This is a genomic window from Micrococcus sp. iso_229 (assembly GCF_058072725.1).
Genome location: NZ_CM176514.1, coordinates 244,664 through 269,124, shown reverse-complemented (window position 1 = coordinate 269,124; position 24,461 = coordinate 244,664). Strand labels below are relative to the sequence as shown.

20 protein-coding genes and 1 riboswitch are annotated in these 24,461 nt (G+C 73.5%); of the genes, 12 read left to right on the top strand and 8 right to left on the bottom strand.

Annotated features, from left to right (window positions below; all coding sequences use genetic code 11):
- Nucleotides 1–3: 3 nt before the first annotated feature.
- Complete coding sequence (gene gcvP / locus AC3RKA_RS01270; RefSeq protein ID WP_065572888.1) at nt 4–2,940, bottom strand: aminomethyl-transferring glycine dehydrogenase; 2,937 nt, start codon at nt 2,938–2,940, stop codon at nt 4–6.
- A 162-nt stretch (nt 2,941–3,102) separates the two neighbouring features.
- Nucleotides 3,103–3,219: riboswitch (glycine riboswitch) on the bottom strand.
- Nucleotides 3,220–3,456: 237 nt separating this feature from the next.
- Here gcvP and AC3RKA_RS01265 point away from each other — a divergent pair.
- Nucleotides 3,457–3,828 carry an ectoine synthase gene (locus AC3RKA_RS01265; protein ID WP_002856688.1) on the top strand — a complete coding sequence of 124 codons (372 nt, stop codon included), beginning with the start codon at nt 3,457–3,459 and terminating at the stop codon, nt 3,826–3,828.
- Between the two features lie 84 nt (nt 3,829–3,912).
- On the top strand, nt 3,913–4,098 hold the full coding sequence (locus AC3RKA_RS01260; RefSeq protein ID WP_036334812.1) for a hypothetical protein: 186 nt from the start codon (nt 3,913–3,915) through the stop codon (nt 4,096–4,098).
- Here AC3RKA_RS01260 and AC3RKA_RS01255 read toward each other — a convergent pair.
- Nucleotides 4,073–5,281 (bottom strand): acyl-CoA dehydrogenase family protein, encoded by a 1,209-nt coding sequence (locus tag AC3RKA_RS01255; RefSeq protein WP_002856687.1) that lies wholly within the window; start codon nt 5,279–5,281, stop codon nt 4,073–4,075. The genes AC3RKA_RS01260 and AC3RKA_RS01255 overlap by 26 nt on opposite strands.
- Nucleotides 5,282–5,431: 150 nt before the next feature.
- On the opposite strand from AC3RKA_RS01255, the gene AC3RKA_RS01250 reads away from it, so the two are divergent.
- Nucleotides 5,432–7,213 (top strand): AMP-binding protein, encoded by a 1,782-nt coding sequence (locus AC3RKA_RS01250; protein ID WP_002856686.1) that lies wholly within the window; start codon nt 5,432–5,434, stop codon nt 7,211–7,213.
- Between the two features lie 73 nt (nt 7,214–7,286).
- Nucleotides 7,287–7,844 (top strand): MarR family winged helix-turn-helix transcriptional regulator, encoded by a 558-nt coding sequence (locus AC3RKA_RS01245; RefSeq protein WP_002856685.1) that lies wholly within the window; start codon nt 7,287–7,289, stop codon nt 7,842–7,844.
- A gap of 21 nt (nt 7,845–7,865) precedes the next feature.
- Here AC3RKA_RS01245 and AC3RKA_RS01240 read toward each other — a convergent pair whose 3' ends face one another.
- On the bottom strand, nt 7,866–8,639 hold the full coding sequence (locus tag AC3RKA_RS01240) for an SDR family NAD(P)-dependent oxidoreductase (protein ID WP_002856684.1): 774 nt from the start codon (nt 8,637–8,639) through the stop codon (nt 7,866–7,868).
- A 180-nt stretch (nt 8,640–8,819) separates the two neighbouring features.
- Here AC3RKA_RS01240 and AC3RKA_RS01235 point away from each other — a divergent pair, with 180 nt between their 5' ends.
- From AC3RKA_RS01235 to AC3RKA_RS01220, 4 genes are read left to right on the top strand one after another with little or no spacing between them, the layout of a single operon-like run.
- Entirely contained in the window at nt 8,820–10,346 is a 1,527-nt protein-coding gene (locus AC3RKA_RS01235) for a CoA-acylating methylmalonate-semialdehyde dehydrogenase (RefSeq protein ID WP_002856683.1), read from the top strand.
- Nucleotides 10,347–10,380: 34 nt separating this feature from the next.
- On the top strand, nt 10,381–11,298 hold the full coding sequence (mmsB, locus tag AC3RKA_RS01230) for a 3-hydroxyisobutyrate dehydrogenase (RefSeq protein ID WP_041102792.1): 918 nt from the start codon (nt 10,381–10,383) through the stop codon (nt 11,296–11,298).
- Complete coding sequence (locus AC3RKA_RS01225) at nt 11,295–12,092, top strand: enoyl-CoA hydratase (RefSeq protein ID WP_100059002.1); 798 nt, start codon at nt 11,295–11,297, stop codon at nt 12,090–12,092. The genes mmsB and AC3RKA_RS01225 overlap by 4 nt, the downstream gene beginning before the upstream one ends.
- Nucleotides 12,089–13,276 (top strand): enoyl-CoA hydratase/isomerase family protein, encoded by a 1,188-nt coding sequence (locus AC3RKA_RS01220; protein WP_489727350.1) that lies wholly within the window; start codon nt 12,089–12,091, stop codon nt 13,274–13,276. The genes AC3RKA_RS01225 and AC3RKA_RS01220 overlap by 4 nt, the downstream gene beginning before the upstream one ends.
- 88 nt (nt 13,277–13,364) lie before the next feature.
- Here AC3RKA_RS01220 and AC3RKA_RS01215 read toward each other — a convergent pair whose 3' ends face one another.
- Nucleotides 13,365–14,498 (bottom strand): acyl-CoA dehydrogenase family protein, encoded by a 1,134-nt coding sequence (locus AC3RKA_RS01215; protein WP_065572879.1) that lies wholly within the window; start codon nt 14,496–14,498, stop codon nt 13,365–13,367.
- Between the two features lie 165 nt (nt 14,499–14,663).
- Here AC3RKA_RS01215 and AC3RKA_RS01210 point away from each other — a divergent pair, with 165 nt between their 5' ends.
- Nucleotides 14,664–15,611 (top strand): PaaI family thioesterase, encoded by a 948-nt coding sequence (locus AC3RKA_RS01210; RefSeq protein WP_489727349.1) that lies wholly within the window; start codon nt 14,664–14,666, stop codon nt 15,609–15,611.
- Nucleotides 15,612–15,741: 130 nt separating this feature from the next.
- Here the strand turns inward: AC3RKA_RS01210 and AC3RKA_RS01205 are convergent, their stop codons facing one another.
- From AC3RKA_RS01205 to AC3RKA_RS01195, 3 genes are read right to left on the bottom strand one after another with little or no spacing between them, the layout of a single operon-like run.
- Entirely contained in the window at nt 15,742–17,466 is a 1,725-nt protein-coding gene (locus tag AC3RKA_RS01205; protein WP_232502398.1) for a cytochrome b/b6 domain-containing protein, read from the bottom strand.
- Nucleotides 17,467–17,518: 52 nt separating this feature from the next.
- Nucleotides 17,519–18,556 (bottom strand): electron transfer flavoprotein subunit alpha/FixB family protein, encoded by a 1,038-nt coding sequence (locus AC3RKA_RS01200; RefSeq protein WP_002856676.1) that lies wholly within the window; start codon nt 18,554–18,556, stop codon nt 17,519–17,521.
- Nucleotides 18,553–19,335, bottom strand: a complete 783-nt coding sequence (locus AC3RKA_RS01195) for an electron transfer flavoprotein subunit beta/FixA family protein (RefSeq protein WP_002856675.1) — start codon at nt 19,333–19,335, stop codon at nt 18,553–18,555. Before AC3RKA_RS01195 ends, AC3RKA_RS01200 begins: the two co-directional genes overlap by 4 nt.
- A gap of 179 nt (nt 19,336–19,514) precedes the next feature.
- On the opposite strand from AC3RKA_RS01195, the gene AC3RKA_RS01190 reads away from it, so the two are divergent.
- The 3 genes from AC3RKA_RS01190 (at nt 19,515) to AC3RKA_RS01180 (ending at nt 23,236) form a co-directional block, all read left to right on the top strand.
- Nucleotides 19,515–20,429 carry an NUDIX hydrolase gene (locus AC3RKA_RS01190; RefSeq protein WP_002856674.1) on the top strand — a complete coding sequence of 305 codons (915 nt, stop codon included), beginning with the start codon at nt 19,515–19,517 and terminating at the stop codon, nt 20,427–20,429.
- A gap of 184 nt (nt 20,430–20,613) precedes the next feature.
- Nucleotides 20,614–22,032, top strand: coding sequence for an L-serine ammonia-lyase (locus AC3RKA_RS01185; protein WP_002856673.1), 1,419 nt, complete (start codon nt 20,614–20,616; stop codon nt 22,030–22,032).
- Between the two features lie 106 nt (nt 22,033–22,138).
- Nucleotides 22,139–23,236, top strand: a complete 1,098-nt coding sequence (locus tag AC3RKA_RS01180) for a YihY/virulence factor BrkB family protein (protein WP_002856672.1) — start codon at nt 22,139–22,141, stop codon at nt 23,234–23,236.
- 93 nt (nt 23,237–23,329) lie between these two features.
- On the opposite strand, the gene AC3RKA_RS01175 is transcribed toward AC3RKA_RS01180, so the two are convergent.
- A complete protein-coding gene (locus AC3RKA_RS01175; protein ID WP_002856671.1) occupies nt 23,330–24,367 on the bottom strand; it encodes a thermonuclease family protein in 1,038 nt (345 codons plus the stop codon).
- Between the last annotated feature and the right edge of the window lie 94 nt (nt 24,368–24,461).

Genomic DNA, 24,461 nt, shown 5'->3' with positions numbered 1-24,461 from the left:
CTCTCAGTCCTCGTCGGCGGTGTCGGCCACGGCGTCCTCGAACGCCTCGGGCGGCGGGCACGAGCACACGAGGTTGCGATCGCCGTAGGCGCCGTCGATGCGGCCCACCGGCGGCAGGTACTTGTCCAGACGCAGGCTCGGCACCGGCGTGCCCGCCTGGGCGCGCGAGTAGGGGCGGTCCCATTCGTCGGCCATCAGGACGTTGAGGGTGTGCGGGGCGCGGCGCAGGACGGAGTCCGCCACGGTCTCCGGGGTGACGGCGGTGATCTCGGCGTGGATGGCCTCCATGGCCTCGATGAACCGCTCGATCTCCTCGAGGTCCTCGGACTCGGTGGGCTCCACCATGAGCGTGCCCGCCACGGGGAACGCCAGGGTCGGGGCGTGGAACCCGTAGTCGATGAGGCGCTTGCAGACGTCCTCGGCGGTCACGCCCGTGCGGGCCGTGAGCTCGCGCAGGTCGAGGATGCACTCGTGCGCCACGAGGCCGTCGTTGCCCGTGTACAGCGTCGGGTAGAGGGGCGCGAGGCGGCGGGAGATGTAGTTGGCGCCCAGCAGCGCGTGCTCGGTGGCGGAGCGCAGGCCCTCGGCGCCCATCAGGTGGATGTAGGCCCAGGAGATGGGCAGCACGCCGGCCGAGCCGTGCGGGGCCGCGGTCATCAGGGCCTCGCGGGAGGGCAGGTACGGCACCAGGTGCTCGCCCACCGCCACGGGGCCCACGCCCGGGCCCCCGCCACCGTGCGGGATGCAGAACGTCTTGTGCAGGTTCAGGTGGGAGACGTCTCCGCCGAACTCGCCCGGCTGGGCCAGGCCCACGAGCGCGTTGAGGTTGGCGCCGTCGATGTACACCTGGCCGCCCGCGGCGTGCACCGTGGCGCAGACCTCCTTGACGTCGGCGTCGTAGACGCCGTGCGTGGAGGGGTAGGTGATCATGATGGCCGCGATGCGGCCCTCGTTCGCCGCGATCTTGGCGTCCAGGTCGGCGGCGTCGATCGTGCCGTCGTCGGCGGTGGCGACGACGACGACCTTCAGCCCCGCCAGCACGGCCGAGGCCGCGTTGGTGCCGTGGGCGGAGGCCGGGATCAGGCAGATGTCCCGCTCACCCTCACCGCGGGCCAGGTGGTACTGACGGATGGCCCACAGGCCCGCGAACTCGCCCTGCGAGCCGGCGTTCGGGGCCACCGAGACGCCCGCGTAGCCGGTGATCTCGGCGAGCTTGGCCTCCAGGTCCGTGATCAGGAACCGCCAGCCCTCGGTCTGGTGGTCGGGCGCGAACGGGTGGATGGAGCAGAACTCGGGCCAGGAGATGGCCTCCATCTCCGCGGTGGCGTTGAGCTTCATGGTGCACGAGCCCAGCGGGATCATGGTGCGGTCCAGCGCCAGGTCGTAGCCGGAGAGGCGGCGCAGGTAGCGCAGCATCTTCGTCTCCGAGTGGTGGGTGTTGAACACCGGGTGCGTCATGAACGCGGAGGAGCGGCGCAGCGCCTCCGGCACGGCCGGGGTGGCCACGGCGCCCTCGTGCGCGGAGGCCGGCAGGGAGCCCGCGTCCAGGCCGAACGCCGTCAGGACGGCCACGAGGTCGGCGTCGACGGTGGTCTCATCGGCCGCGATCCGCAGGGTGTCCGCGTCCACCAGGCGCAGGTTCACGCCGTTCTCCTCGGCGGCCTGCAGGACCTGCTCGGCCCGGCCGGGCACGCGGACGGTGATCGTGTCGAAGAAGTGCTCCTCGGCGACCTCGACGCCGCCGGCCCGCAGCGCCTCCGCCAGGCGGACGGCCTGGGCGTGGGCGTGGCGCGCGATGCGGGCGATGCCCTGGGGGCCGTGGTAGACGGCGTACATCGAGGCGACGATCGCGAGCAGCGCCTGGGCGGTGCAGATGTTGGACGTGGCCTTCTCGCGCCGGATGTGCTGTTCGCGCGTCTGGAGGGCGAGGCGGTAGGCGGGCTTGCCGGCGTCGTCGTGGGAGACGCCCACGAGGCGGCCCGGCATGCTGCGCTGCAGGCCCTCCTTCACGGCCATGTAGGCGGCGTGGGGGCCGCCGAAGAACAGGGGCACGCCGAAGCGCTGCGTGGAGCCGACGGCGATGTCCGCGCCCTGCTCCCCGGGCGGGGTGATCAGGGCGAGGGAGAGGATGTCCGCCGCGACGGTCACGAGGGCGCCGGCCTCCTTGGCCTGCGCGATGACGGCGGCGTGGTCGTGGATGCGGCCGGAGTCGCCGGGCTGCTGCAGCACGACGCCGCACAGGCCCTTCTCCTCGACCTCGGCGCGGACGTCCTCCGGGATGCCTGCGGAGAGGTCGGCCACGCGCACGTCGATGCCCACGGCCTCGGCGCGCAGGCGCACCACGGAGAGGGTCTGCGGGAAGAGGTCCGCGTCGAGGAGGGTGACGCCGTCGGTCCTGCGGCGGTTGGCGCGGTGCATGAGGAGCACGGCCTCGGCGGCGGCGGAGGCCTCGTCCAGCAGAGAGGCGTTGGCGATGTCCAGGCCGGTGAGGTCCTGGACCATCGTCTGGTAGTTCAGGAGGGCCTCGAGGCGGCCCTGGGAGATCTCCGGCTGGTACGGCGTGTAGGCCGTGTACCAGGCCGGGTTCTCCAGCACCTTGCGGAGGATGACGCCCGGGGTGACGGTGTCCGAGAAGCCCTGCCCGATCATCTGGGTCTTCATGACGTTGCGGCCGGCGATCTCGCGCAGCTGCTCCAGAACCGCGGACTCGGTCAGCGGGGCGGGCAGCTCGAGGGGCTTCGGCTGGCGGATGCCGGCGGGGACGGCGGTGTCCACGAGGGCCTCGAGCGAGTCGTAGCCCAGGGTCTGCAGCATGTGCTCGACGTCCGCGGGGCGCGGGCCGATGTGGCGGGCCACGAAGGGGGCCGAGGCGGTGTCCTTGGGCTCGACGCGCTCGTGGGGCAGCGCGGTCGTGCTCTCGGTGGTCTGGGGGCTGGTCACGGGGTACCTCCGGGGGGATCCTGCCGTGGTCACGGCGTGGGTCTGCTCCTCCCCGCTCTGTCATGGACCTGAGAGTTTCCGACGCCCGGGTGGGCGGCTTGCACCGTCGGTGGTCTCGGTCCGGACGCGGGCGCGGCGGAGTGAGACGCTTTCCAGAGCGCCTGACCCCACGCGGTACGGATGCCTGAGAGATTCCCGGGGAGGGTTTGCTCCTTCGGCGGCCTGCTCACGCGGCCGGCCGGGGCAGGACGCGCGCCGACGCTCTCCCGCGCGGGGCATGCGGCGTGCCGTCAGTATCCCACACGTGTAGGCCGCGTCACAGGGCCGCCGGGAGGGGTCGAGACGGGGCGTGTCGGAGCGCTTTCGTTGACGAAACGGCGGCGTGTCGAAGCGCTTTCGTTCAGGAAACGGGCGCCCGGGAGGGGTTGAGTCACCCCACGCGCCCGTGTCTACCGTGGCGGGGACGGGCGGGCCGTGTTCCTCCGCCCCGGAGCCGACCGAGGGAGCGATCCACCCATGTACACCCGCAGCCGGAACGACGTCGAGAAGGTCGAGTGGGGCGGAGGCACCTCCGAACGCCTCCTCACCGCGAAGGACGAGATGGGCTTCGCCGTCGCCCACACGATCGTGCGCGCCGGATCGTCCTCGAAGCTCCAGTACCGCCACCACCAGGAGGCCTGCTACTGCATCGCGGGCAACGGCTCCGTGGTGGAGCCGGACGGCACCGTCCACGAGATCACGCCGGGCGTCATCTACGTCCTGCCGGACCACGAGCCGCACGACCTGCGCGGCGGCACCGAGGACATGCACCTGATCTCGGTGTTCAACCCCGCCATCACCGGCGACGAGAAGCACACCCTGTCGGAGGACGGCTACTCCAGCTACTGAGCCCGGGCACGATGACGGGAGGCGTCGACGACGGCGTCTCCCGTCATCCTGCCGACGGCCCCCGTCGTCGGACAGCCGCGGCGCGTGGGACTGCTGGCGCTGCCCGTGGCCCTGTTCTTCCTGGGCGGGACGGCGGGCGCGGCCGGCTACCTCTGGCTGGGCTTCGAGGTGGTCATCCCGGTGGCCGGCGTGCTGCTGCTCATCGCCCACCGCCGGCTGATCCAGGACCTGCAGGACGCGTGGCTCACACGAAGGCCGAGACGCCGGTGAGGGCCCGCCCCACGATCAGGGTGTTCATGCCGTAGGAGCCCTCGTAGGAGTAGATGGCCTCCACGTCGCCCATGATCTTGGCGATCTCGTGCTCCGTGAGCAGGCCGTTGCCGCCGAGGGCGTCGCGGGCGAGCGCCGCCGAGGACCGGGCCAGCCGGGTCGAGGTGGCCTTGGCCATCGCCGCGTGCATCATCTCCATCCGCCCCTCCTGCCGCAGGGCGTCCACCTGGAGCATCATCCCGGCGGAGGCGGCCAGGTTGCCGGCGACCTCGGCGATCTGGGCCTGGATGAGCTGGAACGCGGCCAGCGGGCGACCGAACTGCTCCCGCCGCAGCGCGTAGGAGCGCAGCACGTCCAGCACGCCCATCTGCGCGCCGACGCCCTGCCAGCCGACCCACATGCGCGAGTCGCGCAGCAGGGCGCGGGTGGCGGCGAAGGTGGTGGCGCCGGGCAGGATCGCGTCCGCGGGCAGGCGCACGTCCAGGGTGATGTCCGCGTTCTGCATGATCCGCAGGCCCATCTTCCCGCTGATCTTGGTGGCCTCGTAGCCGGGGGTGTCGGTGGGCACCACGAAGCCCTTGATCTCGCCGTCGGCGGTGTCGCGCGCCCAGACGAGCGCGACGTCGGCGATCGTGCCGGCCCCGATCCAGCGCTTGGCGCCGCGGATGACCCACTCGTCGCCGTCGCGGGTGGCGGTGGTGGCGAGGCCGCCGGCGATGTCCGAGCCGTGGTCCGGCTCGGTGAGGCAGAACGCGCCCAGGGCGTCGAAGGATTCGAGGCGCCCCTGCCACGTGGCCTTCTGCCGCTCCGAGCCCAGGCCGGCGATCATGCCGAGGTTGAGCTCGTTGTGGATGCCCACGAGGGCGGACAGGGACAGGTCCACCCGGGCGATCTCCGCGTGCACGAGCTGCTGGAACAGCGAGGACGAGCCGTCCAGGACGAGGCGCCCCAGACCCAGCTCGGCCAGGCCCGGCAGCAGGTCGAACGCGAACTCCTCGGCGTCCCAGTACCGGGTCAGGTGCGGCCGCACACGGGTCTGCAGGTGGTCCTCGATCGCGTCGAGCCGGGCACGCTCGGCCGACTCGAGGCGGCCCCGCAGACGGAGCAGGTCCACGTGGGGCAGGCCAGGGGCGACGGCGGGCGCGCCGGAGGCGGGGACGGGGCGGTCGGCGAGGGCGGTCATGGCTCTCCTTCGGGGGCGGTCCGACGACGGCGGGCGATTTCGCCGCGAATCCGACTGTAGGACTTCCAACTATTCAGGTCTGCCAGTAGTGTTCCAGATCACAGGCCCCCGGCCAAGGATCCGTTCAGCAGCCACCCCGAGGAGGGACCCATGACCGTCCAGGACTCCACCGCCGTCGCCGCCCCGTCGCCGACGGAGGTGTTCCGCGCGGCCCGCGACCTGCTGGTCGAGTGCCAGACCGACGACGAGCGCGCCCGCACCGAGTTCGAGTGGCCCCGCTTCGAGCACTTCAACTTCGGCTTCGACTGGTTCGACCGCCTGGCCCAGGACCCGGCCCGCGCGGACGTGCCGGCGCTGATCATCGCCGAGGACGACGGTCGCAGCACCGAACGCACCTTCGCCGAGCTCTCCGCGGCCTCCAACCGGGTGGCGAACTGGCTCTCCGCGCAGGGCCTGCGCCGCGGCGACCGCCTCATCCTCATGCTGAACAACCAGGTGGAGCTGTGGGAGTTCATGCTCGCCTGCATCAAGCTGCGGGTGGTCATGGTGCCCACCACCACACAGATGACCTCCGGGGACCTCGAGGACCGCGTGACGCGCGCCGGCGCCGCGTGGGCCGTGGCCGGCGCCGAGGACCTGGCGAAGTTCGCCGGCGTCGGCGAGGGCCTGCACCTGGTGCACGTGCCGGGCGTCTTCGCGGAGGGCCCGGCGCGCCGCGCCCCCGACGTCGCCGGCCACACCGTGCTCTCCTACGACGACGCCGCCGACACCGCCGACGAGCTGACCCCGGCCGAGCCGACCCCCGCGGACGAGACCCTGCTCTTCTACTTCACCTCGGGCACCACCTCGAAGCCGAAGCTCGTGGAGCACACCCACACCTCGTACCCGGTCGGCCACCTCACGACGCTCTACTGGATCGGTCTGGAGCCGGGCGACGTGCACCTCAACGTGGCCTCCCCGGGCTGGGCCAAGCACGCGTGGTCCAACTTCTTCGCCCCGTGGATCGCGGAGGCCACGATCTTCGTGCACAACGCCCGCAAGTTCGACCCCGCAGCCCTGATGGCCAACATGGAGCGCTACGGCGTCACGAGCTTCTGCGCCCCGCCCACCGTGTGGCGCATGCTCATCAAGGCGGACCTGGCGCAGCTGACGACCCCGCCGGCCAAGACCATCTCCGCGGGCGAGCCGCTCAACGCCGAGGTGATCGACCAGGTGCACAGGGCGTGGGGCACCACGATCCGCGACGGCTTCGGGATGACCGAGACCACCCTGCAGATCGCCAACACCCCCGGCCAGAAGGTCGTCATCGGCTCGATGGGCCGCCCGCTGCCCGGCATGGACGTCACCCTGCTCGACCCGCTCACGGGCCAGGAGGCCGAGGAGGGCGAGATCTGCCTGCGCCTGGACCCGCGTCCAGTGGGCCTGCTGAAGTCCTACTACGGCAACCAGGAGAAGACGGGCGAGGTGTTCCGCGACGGCGTCTTCCACACCGGTGACATCGCCCGCCGCGACGAGAACGGCGTGCTGACCTATGTGGGCCGCGCGGACGACGTCTTCAAGTCCTCGGACTACAAGGTGTCCCCGTTCGAGCTGGAGTCGGTGCTGGTCAAGCACCCGGCCGTGATGGAGGGCGCGATCGTCCCCACCCCGGACGAGCTGCGGCTGGCCGTGCCGAAGGCCTTCGTCACCCTCGCCCCGGGCCACGAGCCCACCGCGGAGACCGCCCGGGCGATCCTGCAGTTCACGCTCACCCAGCTGCCCCCGTACAAGCGCATCCGGCGCATCGAGTTCCTCGAGCTGCCGAAGACCATCTCGGGCAAGATCCGCCGCGTGGAGCTGCGCAAGGCCGAGGTCGAGCGCGCCCAGACGGGCGCCGCCCCGGACGGCTACGGCACCGAGTTCCGCGAGGAGGACCTGGAGCTGCAGCGCTGACCGGGCCGTTCCCCGCCGCCGCCCCGTCCGGCGGTGGCGGGGGGCCCCCGGTGCGCCGCTAGTCTGGAGCGCCATGAAGAAGCCACCCCTCGCCCAGGACCCCATCCGGGAGGCCGCCCGGAACTGGGAGCGTCACGGATGGGGTGACGTGGCCCGCCCGATGGCCGCCATCACCTCGATCATGCGGGCCCAGCAGATCCTGCTGGGTCGGACGCAGGCCGCGCTCAAGCCCTACGGTCTCACCTTCGCGCGGTACGAGCTCCTGGCGCTGCTGAACTTCTCGCGCGAGAAGCGGATGCGGATGTCCAAGGCGTCCGCGCTCCTGCAGGTCCACCCCACCTCGGTGACCAATGCGGTGGACCGGCTCGAGGCCGCCGGGCTGGTGGAGCGCACCCCCCACGAGTCGGACCGCCGCGCGCTCGTGCTCGCCCTCACGGACGAGGGCCGGCGCGTCGCCGTCGCCGCCACGGAGACGCTCAACGCCGAGGTCTTCGGCCGTTCCGGCTTCGATCCGGCGGACGTGGACACCCTCATCGACGTCCTCGGCCGGTTCCGCGCCGAGGCCGGCGACTTCCAGGTCGACGGCCTCGACGCCGGCGCGCCCGCGACGGCGGAGCACACCTCCTCCTGACGCTCTCCGCAGCCGCCCGGCTCAGCGGGGCTCGAGGCGCACGGCGCCGTCGAGCCGGATGACCTCGCCGTTCAGGAACGGGTTGGACACGATCTGCTCGACGAGCAGCGCGTAGTCCTCGGGCCGGCCGAGGCGGGCCGGATGCGGGGTCTTGGTGGACAGCGCCTCGCGGGCGGCCTCGGGCAGGCCGGCCATCATGGGCGTCTCCATGAGGCCGGGGGCGATCGTGACCACGCGGATCTGGGAGGAGGCGAGCTCGCGGGCCGCGGGCAGGGTCAGCGCGACCACGGCGCCCTTGGAGGCGGAGTACGCGATCTGGCCGATCTGCCCGTCGTAGGCCGCCACGGACGCGGTGTTCACAATGACGCCGCGGTCCTCGCCGAGCGGCTCCTGCGTCCTCATCGCGGCGGCGGCCTGGGCCATCATCGACACGGTGCCGACCGTGTTGATCGCCAGGACCCGGCTCAGCACCTCGGCGGACAGCGGCCCGTCGCGACCCACGAGCTTGCCCGGCGTCGCCACGCCGGCGCAGTTGACCAGCACCCGCAGCGGCCCGGCCTCCAGCGCGGCGGCCACGGCCTCCCGGGCGGTGTCCTCGGCGGTGACGTCGCCCGTCACGAAGCGCGCATGGGGGCCGAGGGCGGCCACGGCGTCCGCGCGGACGGTCTCGCCCTCGCGGTCCGGCAGGTCCACCACCACGACGGCGGCGCCCGCGTCCGCCAGGCGGCGGGCGGTGGCGTGGCCGAGGCCCGAGGCCCCGCCGGTGACGATCGCGCTCTGGTTCGACAGGTCCATGGACGGACCCTCCCTTCCTCCTCGGGATACCCCCCGAGTTCGATAGTTGCATGTCCTACGTTCTCATCCTAGATTAGCGGATGAGTAACCCAGATCACATGCACGGCCGGGCCCGCCACGCCCGTCGTGGGCGGCGCCGAACGACGTCCGCCCTTCCGCCTGGACCCGCGAGGAGCCCCCATGTCCGAGAAGACCGCGCCCACCGAGACCGCCCCCGTGATCCCCCACTTCGTGCACGGCGAGCGGCGCGAGGGCGCCTCCGGCCGGCACAGCGACGTCTACCACCCGGCCACGGGCAGCGTGGCGGGCCGCGTGCCGCTGGCCTCCGCCGAGGAGATCGACGCCGCCCTGGCCTCCGCCGAGGAGGGCTTCGCCGCGTGGTCGACGCTGAATCCGCAGCGCCGCGGCCGCATCCTGCTGCGCTGGGTCGACCTGATCAACGAGAACATGGACGAGCTGGCCACCGTGCTCGCCCAGGAGCACGGCAAGACCGTCCCGGACGCCAAGGGCGACATCCAGCGCGGCATCGAGGTCGTGGAGTTCGCCGCGGGCGCCCCGCACCTGCTCAAGGGTGAGTTCACCGCCGACGCGGGCACCGGCATCGACGTGCACTCCATCCGCCAGCCGCTCGGCGTGGCCGTGGGCATCACGCCCTTCAACTTCCCGGCGATGATCCCGCTGTGGAAGGCCGGCATCGCCCTGGCGGCGGGCAACGCCTTCGTCCTCAAGCCCTCCGAGCGCGACCCCTCCGTGCCGGTGCGACTGGCCGAGCTGGCCCTCGAGGCCGGCATGCCCGCTGGCGCCCTCAACGTGGTGCACGGCGACAAGACCGCCGTGGACGCGCTCATCGAGGACCCGCGCGTCAAGGCCGTCGGGTTCGTCGGCTCCACCCCGATCGCGCAGTCCATCTACGCGCACGCCGCCCGCATGGGCAAGCGCGCCCAGTGCTTCGGCGGGGCCAAGAACCACGCCGTGATCATGCCGGACGCGGACCTCGAGATGGCCGCCGACGCCCTGGTCGGCGCCGCCTTCGGCTCCGCCGGCGAGCGCTGCATGGCGATCTCCGTGGCCGTCCCGGTCGGCGAGGAGACCGCCGACCGCCTGATCGCGCTGCTCCGCGAGCGCATGGAGGACCTCACGGTCGGCCCGTCGCTCGACGCGTCCTCGGACTTCGGCCCCGTCGTCTCGAGGGACGCGAAGGAGCGCATCGAGGGCTACATCGCGGCCGGCGTCGAGGCGGGCGCCGACCTGGTCACGGACGGCCGGGGCGTCGTCGTCGAGGGCCACGAGGACGGCTTCTACGTGGGCGCCACCCTGTTCGACCGCGTGACCCCGGAGATGAGCATCTACCGCGAGGAGATCTTCGGCCCGGTGCTCTCCGTGGTCCGCGCGAAGGACTACGAAGAGGCGCTCACGCTCGTGAACGAGCACGAGTTCGGCAACGGCGTGGCCATCTTCACCCGCGACGGCGACGCCGCCCGCGACTTCTCCACCCGCGTGGACACCGGCATGGTCGGCGTGAACGTGCCGATCCCCGTGCCGATCGCCTACTACACCTTCGGCGGCTGGAAGGCCTCCGGCTTCGGCGACCTGAACCAGCACGGCACGGACGGGCTGAAGTTCTACACCAAGACGAAGACCGTCACCACGCGCTGGCCCTCCGGCGTGCGCGAGGGCGCCAGCTTCGTGATGCCGGCCGGCTCGTGACCGCCCCGCAGCCCGTCCCGACCAGGAGGACCCCATGACCACCGTTCTGTTCCTCGGCCTCGGCCACATGGGCGGCCCCATGGCCGCCAACCTCGCCGCAGCGGGTCACCGCGTGCTCGGCTTCGACCTCGTCCCCGAGGCCCTCGAGAAGGCCCGTGCGGCCGGCGTCGAGACCGTCACGGACACGGCCGCGGCGGCCGCGGAGGCCGACGTCGTGCTGACCATGCTCCCCCACGGGCGCCTGGTGCTGGACGTCTACCGAGGGGAGGACGGCGACGGCGGCCTGCTCGCCGCCGCCCGCCCCGGCACCGTGTTCCTGGACTGCTCGACCATCGATGTCGCCGAGGCCCGCGAGGCGGCCGCGGCGGCGGAGGCGGCGGGCATGCGGGCGGCCGACGCGCCGGTCTCGGGCGGCCAGGTGGGCGCCGAGGCCGGCACCCTCGCCTTCATGGTGGGCGCCTCGGACGAGGTGTACGCCGAGGTGCTGCCGCTGCTCGAGGTCATGGGCGCGCGGATCGTGCACTGCGGGGCCGCCGGCCTGGGCCAGGCCGCGAAGATCTGCAACAACATGGTGCTGGGGGTCACGCAGATCGCCGTCGCCGAGGCCTTCGTCCTGGGCGAGCGCCTGGGCCTGCAGCACCAGGCCCTGTACGACGTGATGAGCAAGGCCTCCGGGCAGTGCTGGTCCCTGACCACCAACTGCCCGGTGCCCGGCCCCGTCCCCGGCTCCCCCGCGAACCGGGACTTCCAGCCCGGCTTCGCCGGCGCCCTGATGGCCAAGGACCTCGGGCTCGCGCTCGCGGCCCTGGACGAGCAGGGCGTGGCGGCCGACCTGGGCCGCCTCGCGCAGGCCAAATACGCCGAGTACGCCGCCGGAGAAGGCGCCGCCCGCGACTTTTCCGGCATCATCGAGGACATCCGAGCATCCCACACGGACAGGAGCGAGGCATGAGCGAGCAGACCACCCCGGACGGCGCCGAGTCGCCGATCATCGTGGAGCGGCAGGGCCGGGTCGGCCACATCCGCCTGAACCGGCCGAAGGCCCTGAACGCGCTGAACGAGGCGACGATGCGCGCCGTCGTCGCGGCGGTACAGGAGCTGGACACCGACCCGGAGATCGGGGCGATCCTGCTCTCCGGCTCCCCCAAGGCGTTCGCCGCCGGCGCGGACATCAAGGAGATGGCCACCAAGGAGTTCTCCGAGATGTACGCGGCCGACTGGTTCGCCGGCTGGGACGGGCTCACCCGTGCCCGCACCCCCATCGTGGCGTGCGTGACCGGCTACGCCCTCGGGGGCGGATGCGAGCTGGCCATGATGGCCGATGTGCTCGTGGCCGGCGAGGGCGCGAAGTTCGGCCAGCCCGAGATCAACCTCGGCGTCATCCCCGGCATGGGCGGCTCCCAGCGCCTGACCCGCGCCGTGGGCAAGGCGAAGGCCATGGACATGATCCTCACCGGCCGCATGATCGGGGCGGAGGAGGCCGAGCGCATCGGGCTCGTCTCCCGCGTGGTGGCCGACGAGAAGGCCCTCGAGGAGGCGCTGGAGGTGGCCGCGACCATCGCGTCCAAGTCCAAGCCGGCCTCCTGGATGGCCAAGGAGGCCGTCAACGCCGCGTTCGAGACCACGCTCGCCCAGGGCATCGCCTTCGAGCGCCGCGTGTTCCACGCCGCGTTCGCCACGGCGGACCAGAAGGAGGGCATGGACGCGTTCGCGGCGAAGCGCGAGGCGGGGTGGCAGCACCGATGAGCGACGCGCAGACCACGGCGACGACGGCCCCCGCGGCCGGGCAGGACGGCGCGGCGGACGAGGTGCTCCTCGAGGTCCGCGACGGCCTCGGCCGCATCACGCTGAACCGTCCGCGCGCCCTGAACGCGCTGACGCAGGACATGGTCCGGGCGATCGACGCGGCCCTGACCGACTGGGCCGCGGACCCCGCCGTGCGCGGCGTGCTGATCCGCGGTGCCGGGGAGAGGGGACTGTGCGCGGGCGGCGACGTCGTCTCCCTGCGCGCCTCCCTCCTGGCGGGGCGGTTCGCGGAGGCCGAGGAGTTCTTCCGCGACGAGTACGCGATGAACGAGCGCATCGCCGCCTACCCCAAGCCGTACGTGGCCTTCATGGACGGCGTCGTCCTGGGCGGCGGCATGGGCGTGTCCGCGCACGGCTCGCACCGCGTGGCCACCGAGCGGACGCGCGCCGGCATGCCCGAGACGGCGATCGGGTTCACCCCCGACGTCGGCGGCTCCTTCCACCTCGCCCGCGCACCCTTCCAGGCGGGCCGGCACCTGGCCGCGACCTCGGCGCACGCCTCCGGGTCCGACGCGGTGGCCCTGGGCCTGGCGGACGTCTTCGTGGAGTCCGCCCGGCTGGACGAGCTCGAGCAGGCCCTCGCCGCGGCGTTCGGCGCCCTCGGCTCGGCCGCGGACGCGGGCGGGCGCGACGACGCCGCCTTCGCCGCCGCCGACGAGGTGCTGGCCCGGTTCGCGGTGGCCGAGGACGCACGGCCCGCGTCCGCGCTGGCGGCCGGCCGGGAGTGGATCGAGGACGCCTACGGCCGGGAGACGGCCGCCGAGGCCCTCGCCGCCCTGGACGAGCGCGCCGCCGCGGGCGGGGAGCACGCCGAGGCCGCGGGGAGGGCCGCCGAGGCCATCCGCACCAAGTCCCCGACCGCCGTCGCCGTGGCCCACGAGGCCCAGCGCCGGCTGGCCGCACGCGGGGCGGACCTGACCGTGGCCGACGCGCTGCGCCAGGAGTTCACGATCGGCACCCACCTGATGCGCGAGCCGGACATGGCCGAGGGCATCCGCGCGCTGCTCGTGGACAAGGACAAGGATCCGACGTGGAGCCCGGCCCGGCTCGAGGACGTCTCGGCCGAGGACGTGGCCGGGCACTTCGAGCCCGTGCCCGGGGTGGACCCGCTGCAGCTCGGCTGAGCTCGCCCCGACGGACGGCGCCCCGTGGTCACGTGTGGTGACCGCGGGGCGCCGTGCTGTGGGGGGCGACCGGGCGGGCCCCCCGGTCTCAGCCGATCAGGCCGCGACCCACGATCATGCGCATGATCTCGTTGGAGCCCTCGAGGATCCGGTGCACGCGCAGGTCCCGGACGAGCTTCTCCACGCCGTACTCGTGCAGGTAGCCGTAGCCGCCGTGGAGCTGCAGGGCGGTGTCGGCGGCCTCGTAGCCGGACTCGGTGGCCACGAGCTTGGCCATGGCGCACAGGCGCACGGTGTCCGGGTCGTTGCGGTCCAGGGCGTCCGCGGCGCGCATGAGCATCGTGTGGGCGGTCTCCAGCTTCACGGACATGTCCGCGAGCTCGAAGACGAGGGCCTGCTTGGTGGCGAGCGGCTCGCCGAACGCGCTGCGCTCCTTGAGGTAGCGGGTGGCCTTGTCCAGGGCGGCCAGGCCGCCGCCGATGGAGCAGGCGCCGATGTTCAGGCGGCCGCCGTTGAGGCCCTTCATGGCGATGCGGAAGCCGTCGCCCTCCTCGCCGAGGCGGTCGGCCACGGGCACGCGGACGTCCTCGAAGATCACCTGGCGCGTGGGCTGGGTGTGCCAGCCCATCTTCTTCTCGTTGGGGCCGAAGGACAGGCCGGGGGTGTCCTTGTGGACCACGACGGCGGAGATCCCCCGGGCGCCCGTGTCCGCGGTGCGGCACATCACCACGTAGTAGTCGGACGCGCCGGCGCCGGAGATGAACTGCTTGACGCCGTTGAGGACGTAGTGGTCGCCGTCGCGGACGGCGCGGGTCTTCAGCGCGGCCGCGTCCGAGCCGGCGCCGGGCTCGGTGAGGCAGTAGCTGGCCAGGTGCTCCATGCCCACGAGGTCGGGGATCCAGCGGGCGCGCTGCTCGTCGCTGCCGAAGGAGTCGATCATCCAGGCGACCATGTTGTGGATGGAGATGTAGGCGGCGAAGGCCGGGTCCGCCTTGGCGAGCTCCTCGAAGATCAGGATCGCGTCCGTGCGCTCCAGGCCGGTGCCGCCGTGCTCCTCCCCCACGTAGATGCCGCCCAGGCCGAGCTCGCCCGCCTCGGCGAGGACGTCCACCGGGAAGTGCTTCTCGGCGTCCCAGTCGAGGGCGTGCGGGGCGACGCGCTGCTCGGCGAAGTCGCGGACGGCGTCGACCAGGGCCTTCTGGTCATCGGTGATGGGGAACATGGGTTCGTCCTCCTGGGGCTCGGTCCGGCCGCGCGGGCGGTCCACGACGGGGTGGTGCGGGGGTGACACCGCGGGCGGCGACAGGGTGTGACTGTCGTCACCATGATAATAGGACATCCAATGATTTGCCGTCTCGCCACCGGGCCGTGGGCTAGCGTGCTCCCCGTGCAGACCACCACCAGCCCCACCGCGGACTCGCCCACCGGCCCCCGCTCCCACGCCTCCGGCCGCACGGAACAGCTGTTCGGCATCCGCCGCCACGCGCTGATGACCGATCGGGACGGTGCCCTCAACCCGGCCGCGTTCGAGGTCGGCCCGTGGTGCCTCGACCTGGACGGCCGGCCCACCGGCGCGGCGGCCACCGTGATCATGGACAACGCCACGGCGGTGGCCGTGCACCACGCGGCCCGAGACATCGAGACCGTGGTCACCACCGAGCTGCAGGTCAACGTGCTCGGCCCGCTGCCCGCCTTCGACGCGGCGGCGGTCACGGCCGGGGACGAGGACGGCCCGCTGCTGGAGTGCTGGACCCGCCCGCTGGCCTGGGATGCCGGCGGCGGCGTGGCCCGCGCGTGGCTCGAGGACGCGGACGGGCGTCGCGTGGTCGAGGCGACCGGCTGGTTCCAGTCGGTGCCGGCCGGAGCGCCGGAGCGGATGGCCGAGTTCGTCGCCGCCGGACGGCTGCCCCGCGGGGCCGAGACCCGTGTGCCCATGCCGGGGCTGCTGGCCGCCCGCCCCGAGTCACTGCCGACGGCCGCTCCGGACGTGCGCCCCGCCGTCGCCGCCGCGGCCACGGCGGGCGTGCGCTTCGCCCCGAAGCCGGAGCTGGCCAACCCGTCGGGCGCCGTCCACGGCGGGGCCATGACGCTGCGGGCGGTCACCGCCGCGCAGGCGGCCATGCCGGACCGCGAGCGCTACGACGTCCAGGCCGTGCGCGTGGTGTTCGTGCGCCCGGGTCACGGCGAGATGGTCGCCCTCACGCGGGTGCGGCACGCCGGCCGGTCCCTGCGCCTCGTGGACGTGGACCTCGTGCCGGTCGGCGCCGACGGCGACCCCGTGGCCGACAAGCCGATGGTCCAGGTGCAGGTCACCTTCCGCGCCGCCCGGAGCTGACGCCCCACACGCCCGAGCACCCGAGCGCTTTCGAACGTGAGATAGGGCCTATCCCACGTTCGAAAGCGCTCATTCCCCCGACATCACGTTCGAAAGTCCCGGGAGGAGGGGCCGTCGTCGTGGGGCCGGCTCAGCGGCCCACGGTGCCGAACCGGGAGGCCACGGGGGCCGTGAAGGCGGGCTTCAGGAAGAACCAGGCGGCGGCGGTGACCGCCACGCTCACGAGGAACACCACGAGGCCCCACGCGTCGGTGGCCCCGCCGCGCGAGGTGTACATGTGGTTCAGGTTCGTCAGCAGGCCCGTGAAGGCCACGAGGAACACGTGCACCAGGATGAACGCCACGAAGAAGACCATCACCGGGAAGTGCACCTTGCGGGCCACCTCCATGGGGAACGCCTTGTTCAGTCCCGTGGCCTCCGTGGGGAACCACGAGGACATGCGCCAGCCCGTGAGGGCGGCGAGCGGGGCGGCCACGAACACCACCAGCGCGTAGGAGAGCATCTGCAGCGCGTTGTAGTGCACCCAGCCGTTCTCCGTGGGCCAGTCCAGGGACAGGTACTGGATGCCGGCGGACACGGCGTGCTGGAACACGTGCGGGTCCGTGGGCACGATCCGCGCCCAGTGGCCGGTGGCGATCAGCAGCACCACGAAGATCACGCCGTTGAGCAGCCACAGCGCGTCGAGGGCCTGGTGCATCCAGATGGTGAGCGAGAACTTCTTCGGGGTGTTGCCCCGCGCGGAGAACAGGCCGTCCTTCGTCGGCGTGAAGTTGGCCGGAGGCCGCGTCTCGTGACGGATCTGCAGCCCCGTCCGGATGATCAGCACCATCAGGAACATGTTCAGGAAGTGCTGCCAGCCCATCCACCAGGGCATCCCCTCGGGGGTGCCCTCTGGCAGGACCGGGTGCCCGTCGTAGGTCGCGATGAAGTCCGCCACCGGGTCCAGGCTCCGCAGCCAGCGTCCGGCCAGCACCGCGAGCAGCGCCAGCACCACGACGCCGGCCACCGCCGGCAGCGCCTTGCGCAGACGGGACGGGGCGGCGGACTCGGCGGCGTCCGTCTCCGCGGCCCGAGCGGGCGTACCGGTGGCAGCCCCGGGGGCGGCCCGGGGCGGCTGCGCGGCGGAGGCCGGCGGGGCCGACCGGGTGTCCGGCGCGGTGGGGGCCGGCTCCGCGGCCGACGCCGCGGCCACGGGGGCGGCGACGGCCGGTTCCGCATCGGCCGGCTCGACGGCGACCGGCCGGGCCGGCGCCGCGGCGGCGGGCTCGGCGGTGACCGACTCCGGTGCGACGACCTCCTGCGCCACCGTCTCCGGCGCGGTGGGGGCGCCCACGGCGGCCAGCTCGGTGAACCACTCCCCCTCCCGGGCGAACGGCACGTACCCGGCCATGCGTCGCCGCTCCGCGAGCGGCACGAGGTCGGACTCCACGGGAGCGCCCACCCCGGCCGCGGCCGGCGCACCGGTCGCGGAGGCGGCGACGGCGGCCGCCACGTCCGGCACGACGGGCTCGGTCTCCGCGGGTGCGGGGGCCCGCGTCGGGGACGCCGAGGCGGCGATCGGCTCGGGCGCGACGGGCACCGCCGGGGCGGCAGGCGGGGTCGATCCCGCGGCCGGGGCGGGGGCGCCGCCGAGCCACTCGGCCTCGCGGGCGAACGGGACGTACCCGGCCATGCGGCGTCGCGCGGACAGGGGCGTGAGGCCCGACGCCGGCGCGGTCGGCGCCACCGGGACGGCGGGCGCGACCACCGGGGCGGGGGCCGCCGTCGTGGTGTCCTGCGCCGGGGTGGGGGCGGGCTCGGTCTCGGCCGGGGCGCCCTTCAGGGGGACGTAGCCGGCCATTCGCTGCTTGGGCATGCTTCTCCTCGTCCGAGGGGCGCGGTCCGCAGCGGACCGCGCCCGCACCGGTTCAGCCGCGGCGGGTGCGCAGCTGCTCGATGACCTGCGGGACCACCTGGAAGATGTCCCCGACCACGCCGAAGTCGGCGTGCTCGAAGATCTCGGCGTCCTCGTTCTTGTCGATCGCCACGATGGTCTTGGCGGTCTTCATGCCGGCCAGGTGCTGGATGGCGCCGGAGATGCCCAGGGCGATGTACAGGTTCGGGGACACGATCACGCCGGTCTGGCCCACCTGGCGCTCGGCCGCGGTGTAGCCGGAGTCGACGGCGGCACGCGAGGCGCCCACGGCGGCGCCGAGCTCGTCGGCGAGCTGCTCGACTATCGCGAAGCCCTCCTCGGAGCCCACGCCGCGTCCGCCGGCGACGACGGTCTTGGCGCCGCGCAACGGCGGACGGGCGGAGTTCTGCGTGCGGGCGTTCACCTCGAGCACCCGGGCGCCGGCGGTCACCGGGCCGAGCTCGGCGGCGGCCAGCTCCACGACCTCGGGCGCCTCGACGGCCGGGGCCCGGTCCGCGACGGCGCCGGGGCGCACGGTGATGATCCGGGGGCCGCCCTCGCCGGTGGACTCGCTGAGGTAGTCGCCGCCGAACACGGAGTGGCGGGCGATGACCTCGTCGTCGGCCCAGCGCAGCCCCACGGCGTCCGCACACACGGGGCCGCGGGCCCGGACGGACAGGCGGCCGGCCACCGCGCGGGACTCGGGGCTGCCGGAGAGCAGCACGGCCACGGGCGCGGTGCGGGCGGCCGCGGCGGCGAGGGCCTGCACGGCGGCGTCCCCGAGGGTGGTGGCGGCGTCGTCGGCCACGAGGACGTGGACGCGCGTGGCGCCGTACTCCCCCAGCCGGGCGACGGCGGCGTCCCTGCCCTCCGCGCCGGTCACGAGGACGGCCTCGGGCACGCCCACGGTGGCGGCGGCGCCGAGCAGCTCGGCCACGACCGGGCGGAGCGCGCCGTCCGCGCCGATCTCGGCGTGCACCAGCACGGTCTGACCGCTGTTCGCGGCGTCGGTCTGCGTCGTCATCTCGGTCTCCTCCACGTTCGCGCTCACACGAGCCCCCGACCCGCGAGGAACTCCACCAGCCGCTCGGCGGCGGTGCCGTCGTCGGTGATCTTCTCGCCCGCGGCACGCTCGGGACGCGTGTCCGCCGAGACCATCACAGAGCGGTAGGCGGCCTCGGCCGGGCCCGCGGCGATGCCGAGGTCGGCCAGGGACAGCACGGTGAGCGGCTTCTTCTTGGCCGCCATGATGTTCTTGAAGTTCGGGAACCGCGGCTCGGCGGTCTTCTCCGTCAGGCTCGCCACGGCGGGCAGGACGACGGCGGCGCGCACGTCCGCGTCCGAGGTCGCCACGGTGCCGGTCAGCTCGCCGTCGGCCAGCTCGGGGGCCTCGGCGTGCGGCAGGTAGGGCCGGTCCAGGAGCTCGGCGACCATGGCCGGCACCACGCCGGTGCCGCCGTCCGTGGACACCGTGCCGGCGAGCACGAGGTCGGCGCCCTCCTTCTCGACGGCCGCGGCGATCACGCGGGCCGTCTGCACGGCGTCCGAGCCGACGAGTGCGTCGTCGGTGATCTGCACGGCGGAGTCCGCGCCCATGGCCAGCATCTTGCGGAGGGTCTTCGAGGAGTCCTCGGGGCCCACCGTCAGGGCCACGACCTCGACGTCCGCGCCGGCGTCCCGCCAGCCCAGGGCGACCTCCATGACGCGCTCGCTGATCTCGTCCGGCACGGGCTCGGCCGCGCCGTCGCGCACCACCCAGCCGGTCTCCAGGCTCAGCTCACGCTCCTGCCACGTGTCCGGCACCTGCTTGGCCAGCACCAGGATCTTCACGGCCTCTCCTCCTTGGGTCGCGGTCTCGCCCCGGGGCCTCCGCCCCGAGCACGGTGACTTACGCTACAGACTACGGGTCCGCGCACGTCCGGGCCGCATGACCCGCGCGCGGGAGCGACCGGGGCCGCCGTCGTCGGCCCGTGCGTCCGGACCATGATCGCCCGAACCGAGGAGGCACCGTGAGCCCCGCCGTCCCGCCCGCCGAGCCGCCGGCCGCCGAGGACCGGCCCCGGGTCCCGGCGGTGCCCGCCTCCTCCCTCGTGCTGGTCCGGCCCGGGGCCGGCGGCGAGACCTCGGTGTTCACCGTCCGCCGCGCCGGGACCATGGCCTTCAGCGCCCACGCCACGGCCTTCCCCGGCGGCCGCGTGGACCCCGCGGACGACCTGCCGGACCGGCTGTGGGAGGGCACGGATCTGGCCGACTGGGGCCGGCGCCTGGGGCTGCCGCACGAGCCCGTGGACGCCCACGGCACCCTCACGGAGCTCGACCCCGCCGAGGGCGCCGGCCTCGTGCTGGCCGCCGCCGTCCGCGAGACGTTCGAGGAGACCGGAGTGCTCCTGGCCCGGGACGCCGCCACCGGCACCCCCGTGGACCCGGCCCGGGTGGCCGCGCTCCCCGACGAGCTGCGCGACGCCGTCGAGCGCCACGAGGTGGACTTCGGGGAGCTGCTCGACCGCGAGGGGCTGCGCCCCGACGCCGGCGCGCTCGTGCCGTGGTCCCGGTGGATCACCCCGCACGGGGGCCCGCGCCGCTACGACACGTTCTTCTTCGCCGTCCACCTGCCGCAGGGCCAGTCCCCCGAGCGGATGTCCTCCGAGGCGGCCAGCCACGGCTGGGCGTCGCCCGCCGAGCTGCTGCGCCGCTTCCGGGCCGGCGAGGTCAACCTGATGGCCCCCACGTGGTGGCAGCTGCGCACCCTGGTCGACGCCGGCGGGGACATCCACGCGGGCCGCTCCCGGTTCGAGCCCCTCGAGGGGGTCATGCTCGTGGCCGGGCAGGGGCCCGTGTTCCCCCACGCGGACGAGTATCTGCGTGACCTGACGGCGTTCCGTGCGGCCGCGCAGGTGGAGGAGTCCAAGGACAACATCCTCTGAGCGCTCCCGGCTCCGGTCCGTGCGGCGGGCGACGGGCCGGAGAGCACCGCGGACCACGAGCCGCGGCCCCATGGCCTGCCGGGCCCCGTGCCCCTAGTCTGGTCTGCACCGGATCACCCGGCTCCGCGCGGCCGGCCCGCACCCCCGGCCACCGCGCGTCCCGCTCGCACCCTAGGAGCACTGCATGGCGCTCAGCGTCCTCGACCTGTTCTCGATCGGCATCGGCCCGTCCTCGTCCCACACCGTGGGACCCATGCGCGCCGCCCGCCGCTTCACGGACAGCATGGGCCAGCACGGCGTCCTCGAGCGCACCGCCCGCGTGCACGCCGAGCTGTTCGGCTCGCTGGCGGCCACCGGAGTGGGCCACGGCTCGGACACCGCGGTGCTGCTCGGCCTGGCCGGCCAGGACCCCGAGACCATCGACCCGGACGCCTGCACCGGGCTCGTGGAGGAGATCGTCACGGGCGGTCGGCTGCCCCTGGACGGGCGCCACGAGATCGCCTTCGACCGGCGGGGCGACCTGACGCTGCACATGCGCGAGTCCCTGCCCGGGCATCCGAACGGCATGCGCCTGACCGCCTACGACGACGCCGGCGAACAGTTCCACACCCGCGACTACTACTCGGTGGGCGGCGGCTTCGTGGTCACCTCGGACGAGCTCGAGGCCGAGCTGGACGCCACCAGGGACGTCAACCGCGCCGACGACGGCGACACCGGCGAACCGTACCCCTTCTCCACGGGCGCCGAGCTCGCCGTCCGCTGCCACGAGGCGGGCCTGAGCATCGCGGAGCTCATGCTCGCCAACGAGGCCACCCGCCACGACCTCGACGAGCTGCGCACCCAGCTGCTGGCCATCTGGGCCGTCATGGAGGAATGCGTCCACAACGGCGTGACCCGCACTGAGCCGATCCTGCCCGGCGGACTGCAGGTCCGCCGTCGGGCCCCCGCGCTGCGGGAGCACCTGCTGCAGACCACCAACCGCACCGACCCCATGTGGGCCATGGAGTGGGTCAACCTCTTCGCGCTCGCGGTGAACGAGGAGAACGCCTCGGGCGGGCGCATCGTCACCGCGCCCACGAACGGCGCCGCGGGCATCATCCCGGCCGTCATGCTCTACTACATGCGCTTCGTGCTCCCCGAGGGCGCCACGCAGCAGGAGCGGGACGACAAGGTGGTCGAGTTCCTGCTCACCGCGGCGGCGATCGGCATCCTGTACAAGCGCAACGCCTCCATCTCCGGCGCCGAGGTCGGCTGCCAGGGCGAGGTCGGCTCGGCCTGCTCCATGGCGGCGGGCGCGCTGTGCGCCGTGCTCGGCGGCACCGTGGACCAGGTGGAGAACGCGGCCGAGATCGGGATCGAGCACAACCTCGGGCTGACGTGCGACCCCGTGGGCGGCCTCGTCCAGGTGCCGTGCATCGAACGCAACGCGATCGCGTCCGTGAAGGCCATCAACGCGGCCCGGCTGGCGCTGCTCGGGGACGGCTCGCACCGGGTGACCCTGGACCAGGCCATCAAGACCATGCGCGACACCGGCGCGGACATGAAGTCCAAGTACAAGGAGACCTCGCGCGGCGGCCTGGCCGTGAACGTCATCGAGTGCTGATCGCCCGGGTCCGCGGCCCAGCGCCGCTCCGGTCGGGACGGATGGGGCACCCGTCCGCTACCGTGGGGCCCGATCCCCACCCTGCCCCGAGCGCGAGAGGACCGACGTGGCCATTCATCCTGTGGACGCGACCCTGGAGGCCGCGAAGATCGATCCCGACCAGCGTGCCGAGAGGCTCAAGGGCGTGAAGCTCGACGGCGCCGGCTGGAAGTACGCGCTCACGCGCGCGCTCAAGGAGTTCGGCAACGACGGCGGCACCGACCTGGCCGCAAAGCTCACCTACTACCTGGTGCTTTCGCTGGCCCCCTCGCTGCTGGCCGTGTTCTCCATCCTGTCCCTCGTGCTCGCCTCCAACCGCGGGGCCATCGACGATCTGCTGGGGCAGCTGACCGGCCTGGTCCCGAGCGACTACCAGCCGCTCGTCACGAACCTGGTGACCACCATGAGCGAGTCGGCCGGCTCAGGCGGCGGGATCATCGCCCTCATCATCGGCATCGCGACCGCCCTGTGGTCCGCCTCCGCGTACGTGAAGGCGTTCAACCGCTCGGCCAACACGGTGTACGGCTACGAGGAGGGCCGCGGCCTGGTGAAGCTGACGCTGACCAACCTGCTCACCACGCTCATCCTGATCGTGGGCATCGCGGTCGTGCTGCTCTCGCTGGCGCTGAACCGCTCGCTCGTGGACGGCTTCCTCCAGCCGATCGCCGGCCCGCTCGGCATGACCGGCGTGGTGAACTTCCTCTCGGACACGTTCCTGCCGGTGTGGGCGTGGGTGAAGTGGCCCGTCGTCGTCCTGATCCTGCTGGTGCTGATCGCGACCCTCTACTACACCACCCCGAACGTCCAGAAGCCGCGCTTCCACCTCTTCGGCCCCGGCAACATCGTGGCGCTGGTGGGCATGGTGCTGGCCGCGGTGGCCCTGTCCGTGTACTTCACGCAGTTCGCCGGCTACTCGGCGTACGGCGCGATCGGCACGATCATGGCGCTGCTGTTCGCCCTGTGGATCTTCAACATCGTGCTGCTGCTCGGCCTGGAGGTCGACACCGAGGTGGAGCGTGCCCTCCAACTCGAGGCCGGCCTGCCCGCCGAGGCTCGGGTGCAGCTGCCCCCGAAGGACGTGGCCGCGGTGGAGAAGCGCGCCGAGAAGCAGACGACCGTGGAGGAGCGCGGCTACGAGCTGCGGGCCGTCCACGAGGGCCGCTGACCGCACCCGGCGCGGCGCCGAGCGCACGTTCGGCACGGACGACGACGGCCGCTCACCCGGCGAGGTGGGCGGCCGTCGTCGTGCGCGGGGCCCTCAGCGCTGGGCCGCGCGGTAGCCGTCCGCCTGGGCCGCGGCGGCGGAGGCGTAGCAGTGGCGCGCGTTGGTCCTGCCGTAGTGCTGCTGACCGGGCACGTGGTAGATGCCCGAGTTGTCGTTGGCCTTGACCGGGTGGGAGTCCGGGCACACGGAGTCGGCTCCGCTCACCGGCCCCGCGTCGCCGGCCGCGGGGGCGGCTTCGGGTGCGGGGGCCGCCTCCGGGGCGGGGGCCGCCTCCGGGGCGGGGGCCGCCTCCGGGATGGGCTCGGCCGCGGTGCCGCACTCCCCGGAGAACCTGCCGACGCCGTTCGCCCGGGCCTCCTCCCACGCCGCCTCGACCTCGGGCAGGAAACGGTCGTTGCCGTCGAAGACCGCCGGCTCGCCGTAGCCCATGCGGGCCATCTCGGCGTTGACCAGGACGCCGTCTGCGTACACGCCGGCGAGGAGGCGGTCATAGCGGTCGTGGAGCCGGCGGTCGTACCGCAGCACCACCGTGTCGCCGGGGCTGATCATCGACGTCAGCGCCGCCGTCGCCTCCGGGCCCATGCACTCGACCGGCTTCGAGGGGTGACGGGTCTCGGGGGTGTCGATGTTGAGCAGGCGCACCCGCGTGGACACCTCGCCGAGGGTCACGCGGATCGTGTCGCCGTCCGAGATCGACTCGACCGTGACCACGTCGCCCTCGACGTCGGCCGGGGCGGCGGGCGCCGTCGGTCCGGCACTGCGGGAGACCTCGGCGGCACGCGACTCCTCCGCGGCATGTGCGGCACGCGACTCGGCGGCCCCGCTCGAGGACGACGCCGCGGCGCGCGAGCTCTGCGCGGCGGAGGAGGCGGCCAGCGACGACGCAGCGGCACGGCTCGTCGCAGCCGCGTCGACGGAGGGGGTGGGCGTCGTCGGCATCGTGCTGCCCGACGCGGAGGTGTCGGCATCGCTCGCCGGGGTGACGCCGTCGTCGGTGGCGGTGCAGCCGGTGAGCAGGAGCAGGGACAGTGCGGCCGCGGGGAGCGCCGCGCGCAGACGGGCAAGGGGCACGAGGATCCTGGAGGGGAAGGGACGGGGACATGACGAAGGCCCCGCCGTGAGGCGGGGCCTTCGGAGCACCACATCATCGCATGGTCGGCGGGGG

Excerpts from the sequence above, each read along its gene's own strand:
- AC3RKA_RS01265 (WP_002856688.1), top strand. The coding sequence starts at position 3,457 with ATGTACACCCGCAGCCGGAACGACGTCGAGAAGGTCGAGTGGGGCGGA.
- AC3RKA_RS01255 (WP_002856687.1), bottom strand. The coding sequence starts at position 5,281 with ATGACCGCCCTCGCCGACCGCCCCGTCCCCGCCTCCGGCGCGCCCGCC.
- AC3RKA_RS01250 (WP_002856686.1), top strand. The coding sequence starts at position 5,432 with ATGACCGTCCAGGACTCCACCGCCGTCGCCGCCCCGTCGCCGACGGAG.
- AC3RKA_RS01245 (WP_002856685.1), top strand. The coding sequence starts at position 7,287 with ATGAAGAAGCCACCCCTCGCCCAGGACCCCATCCGGGAGGCCGCCCGG.
- AC3RKA_RS01240 (WP_002856684.1), bottom strand. The coding sequence starts at position 8,639 with ATGGACCTGTCGAACCAGAGCGCGATCGTCACCGGCGGGGCCTCGGGC.
- AC3RKA_RS01235 (WP_002856683.1), top strand. The coding sequence starts at position 8,820 with ATGTCCGAGAAGACCGCGCCCACCGAGACCGCCCCCGTGATCCCCCAC.
- mmsB (WP_041102792.1), top strand. The coding sequence starts at position 10,381 with ATGACCACCGTTCTGTTCCTCGGCCTCGGCCACATGGGCGGCCCCATG.
- AC3RKA_RS01225 (WP_100059002.1), top strand. The coding sequence starts at position 11,295 with ATGAGCGAGCAGACCACCCCGGACGGCGCCGAGTCGCCGATCATCGTG.
- AC3RKA_RS01220 (WP_489727350.1), top strand. The coding sequence starts at position 12,089 with ATGAGCGACGCGCAGACCACGGCGACGACGGCCCCCGCGGCCGGGCAG.
- AC3RKA_RS01215 (WP_065572879.1), bottom strand. The coding sequence starts at position 14,498 with ATGTTCCCCATCACCGATGACCAGAAGGCCCTGGTCGACGCCGTCCGC.
- AC3RKA_RS01205 (WP_232502398.1), bottom strand. The coding sequence starts at position 17,466 with ATGCCCAAGCAGCGAATGGCCGGCTACGTCCCCCTGAAGGGCGCCCCG.
- AC3RKA_RS01185 (WP_002856673.1), top strand. The coding sequence starts at position 20,614 with ATGGCGCTCAGCGTCCTCGACCTGTTCTCGATCGGCATCGGCCCGTCC.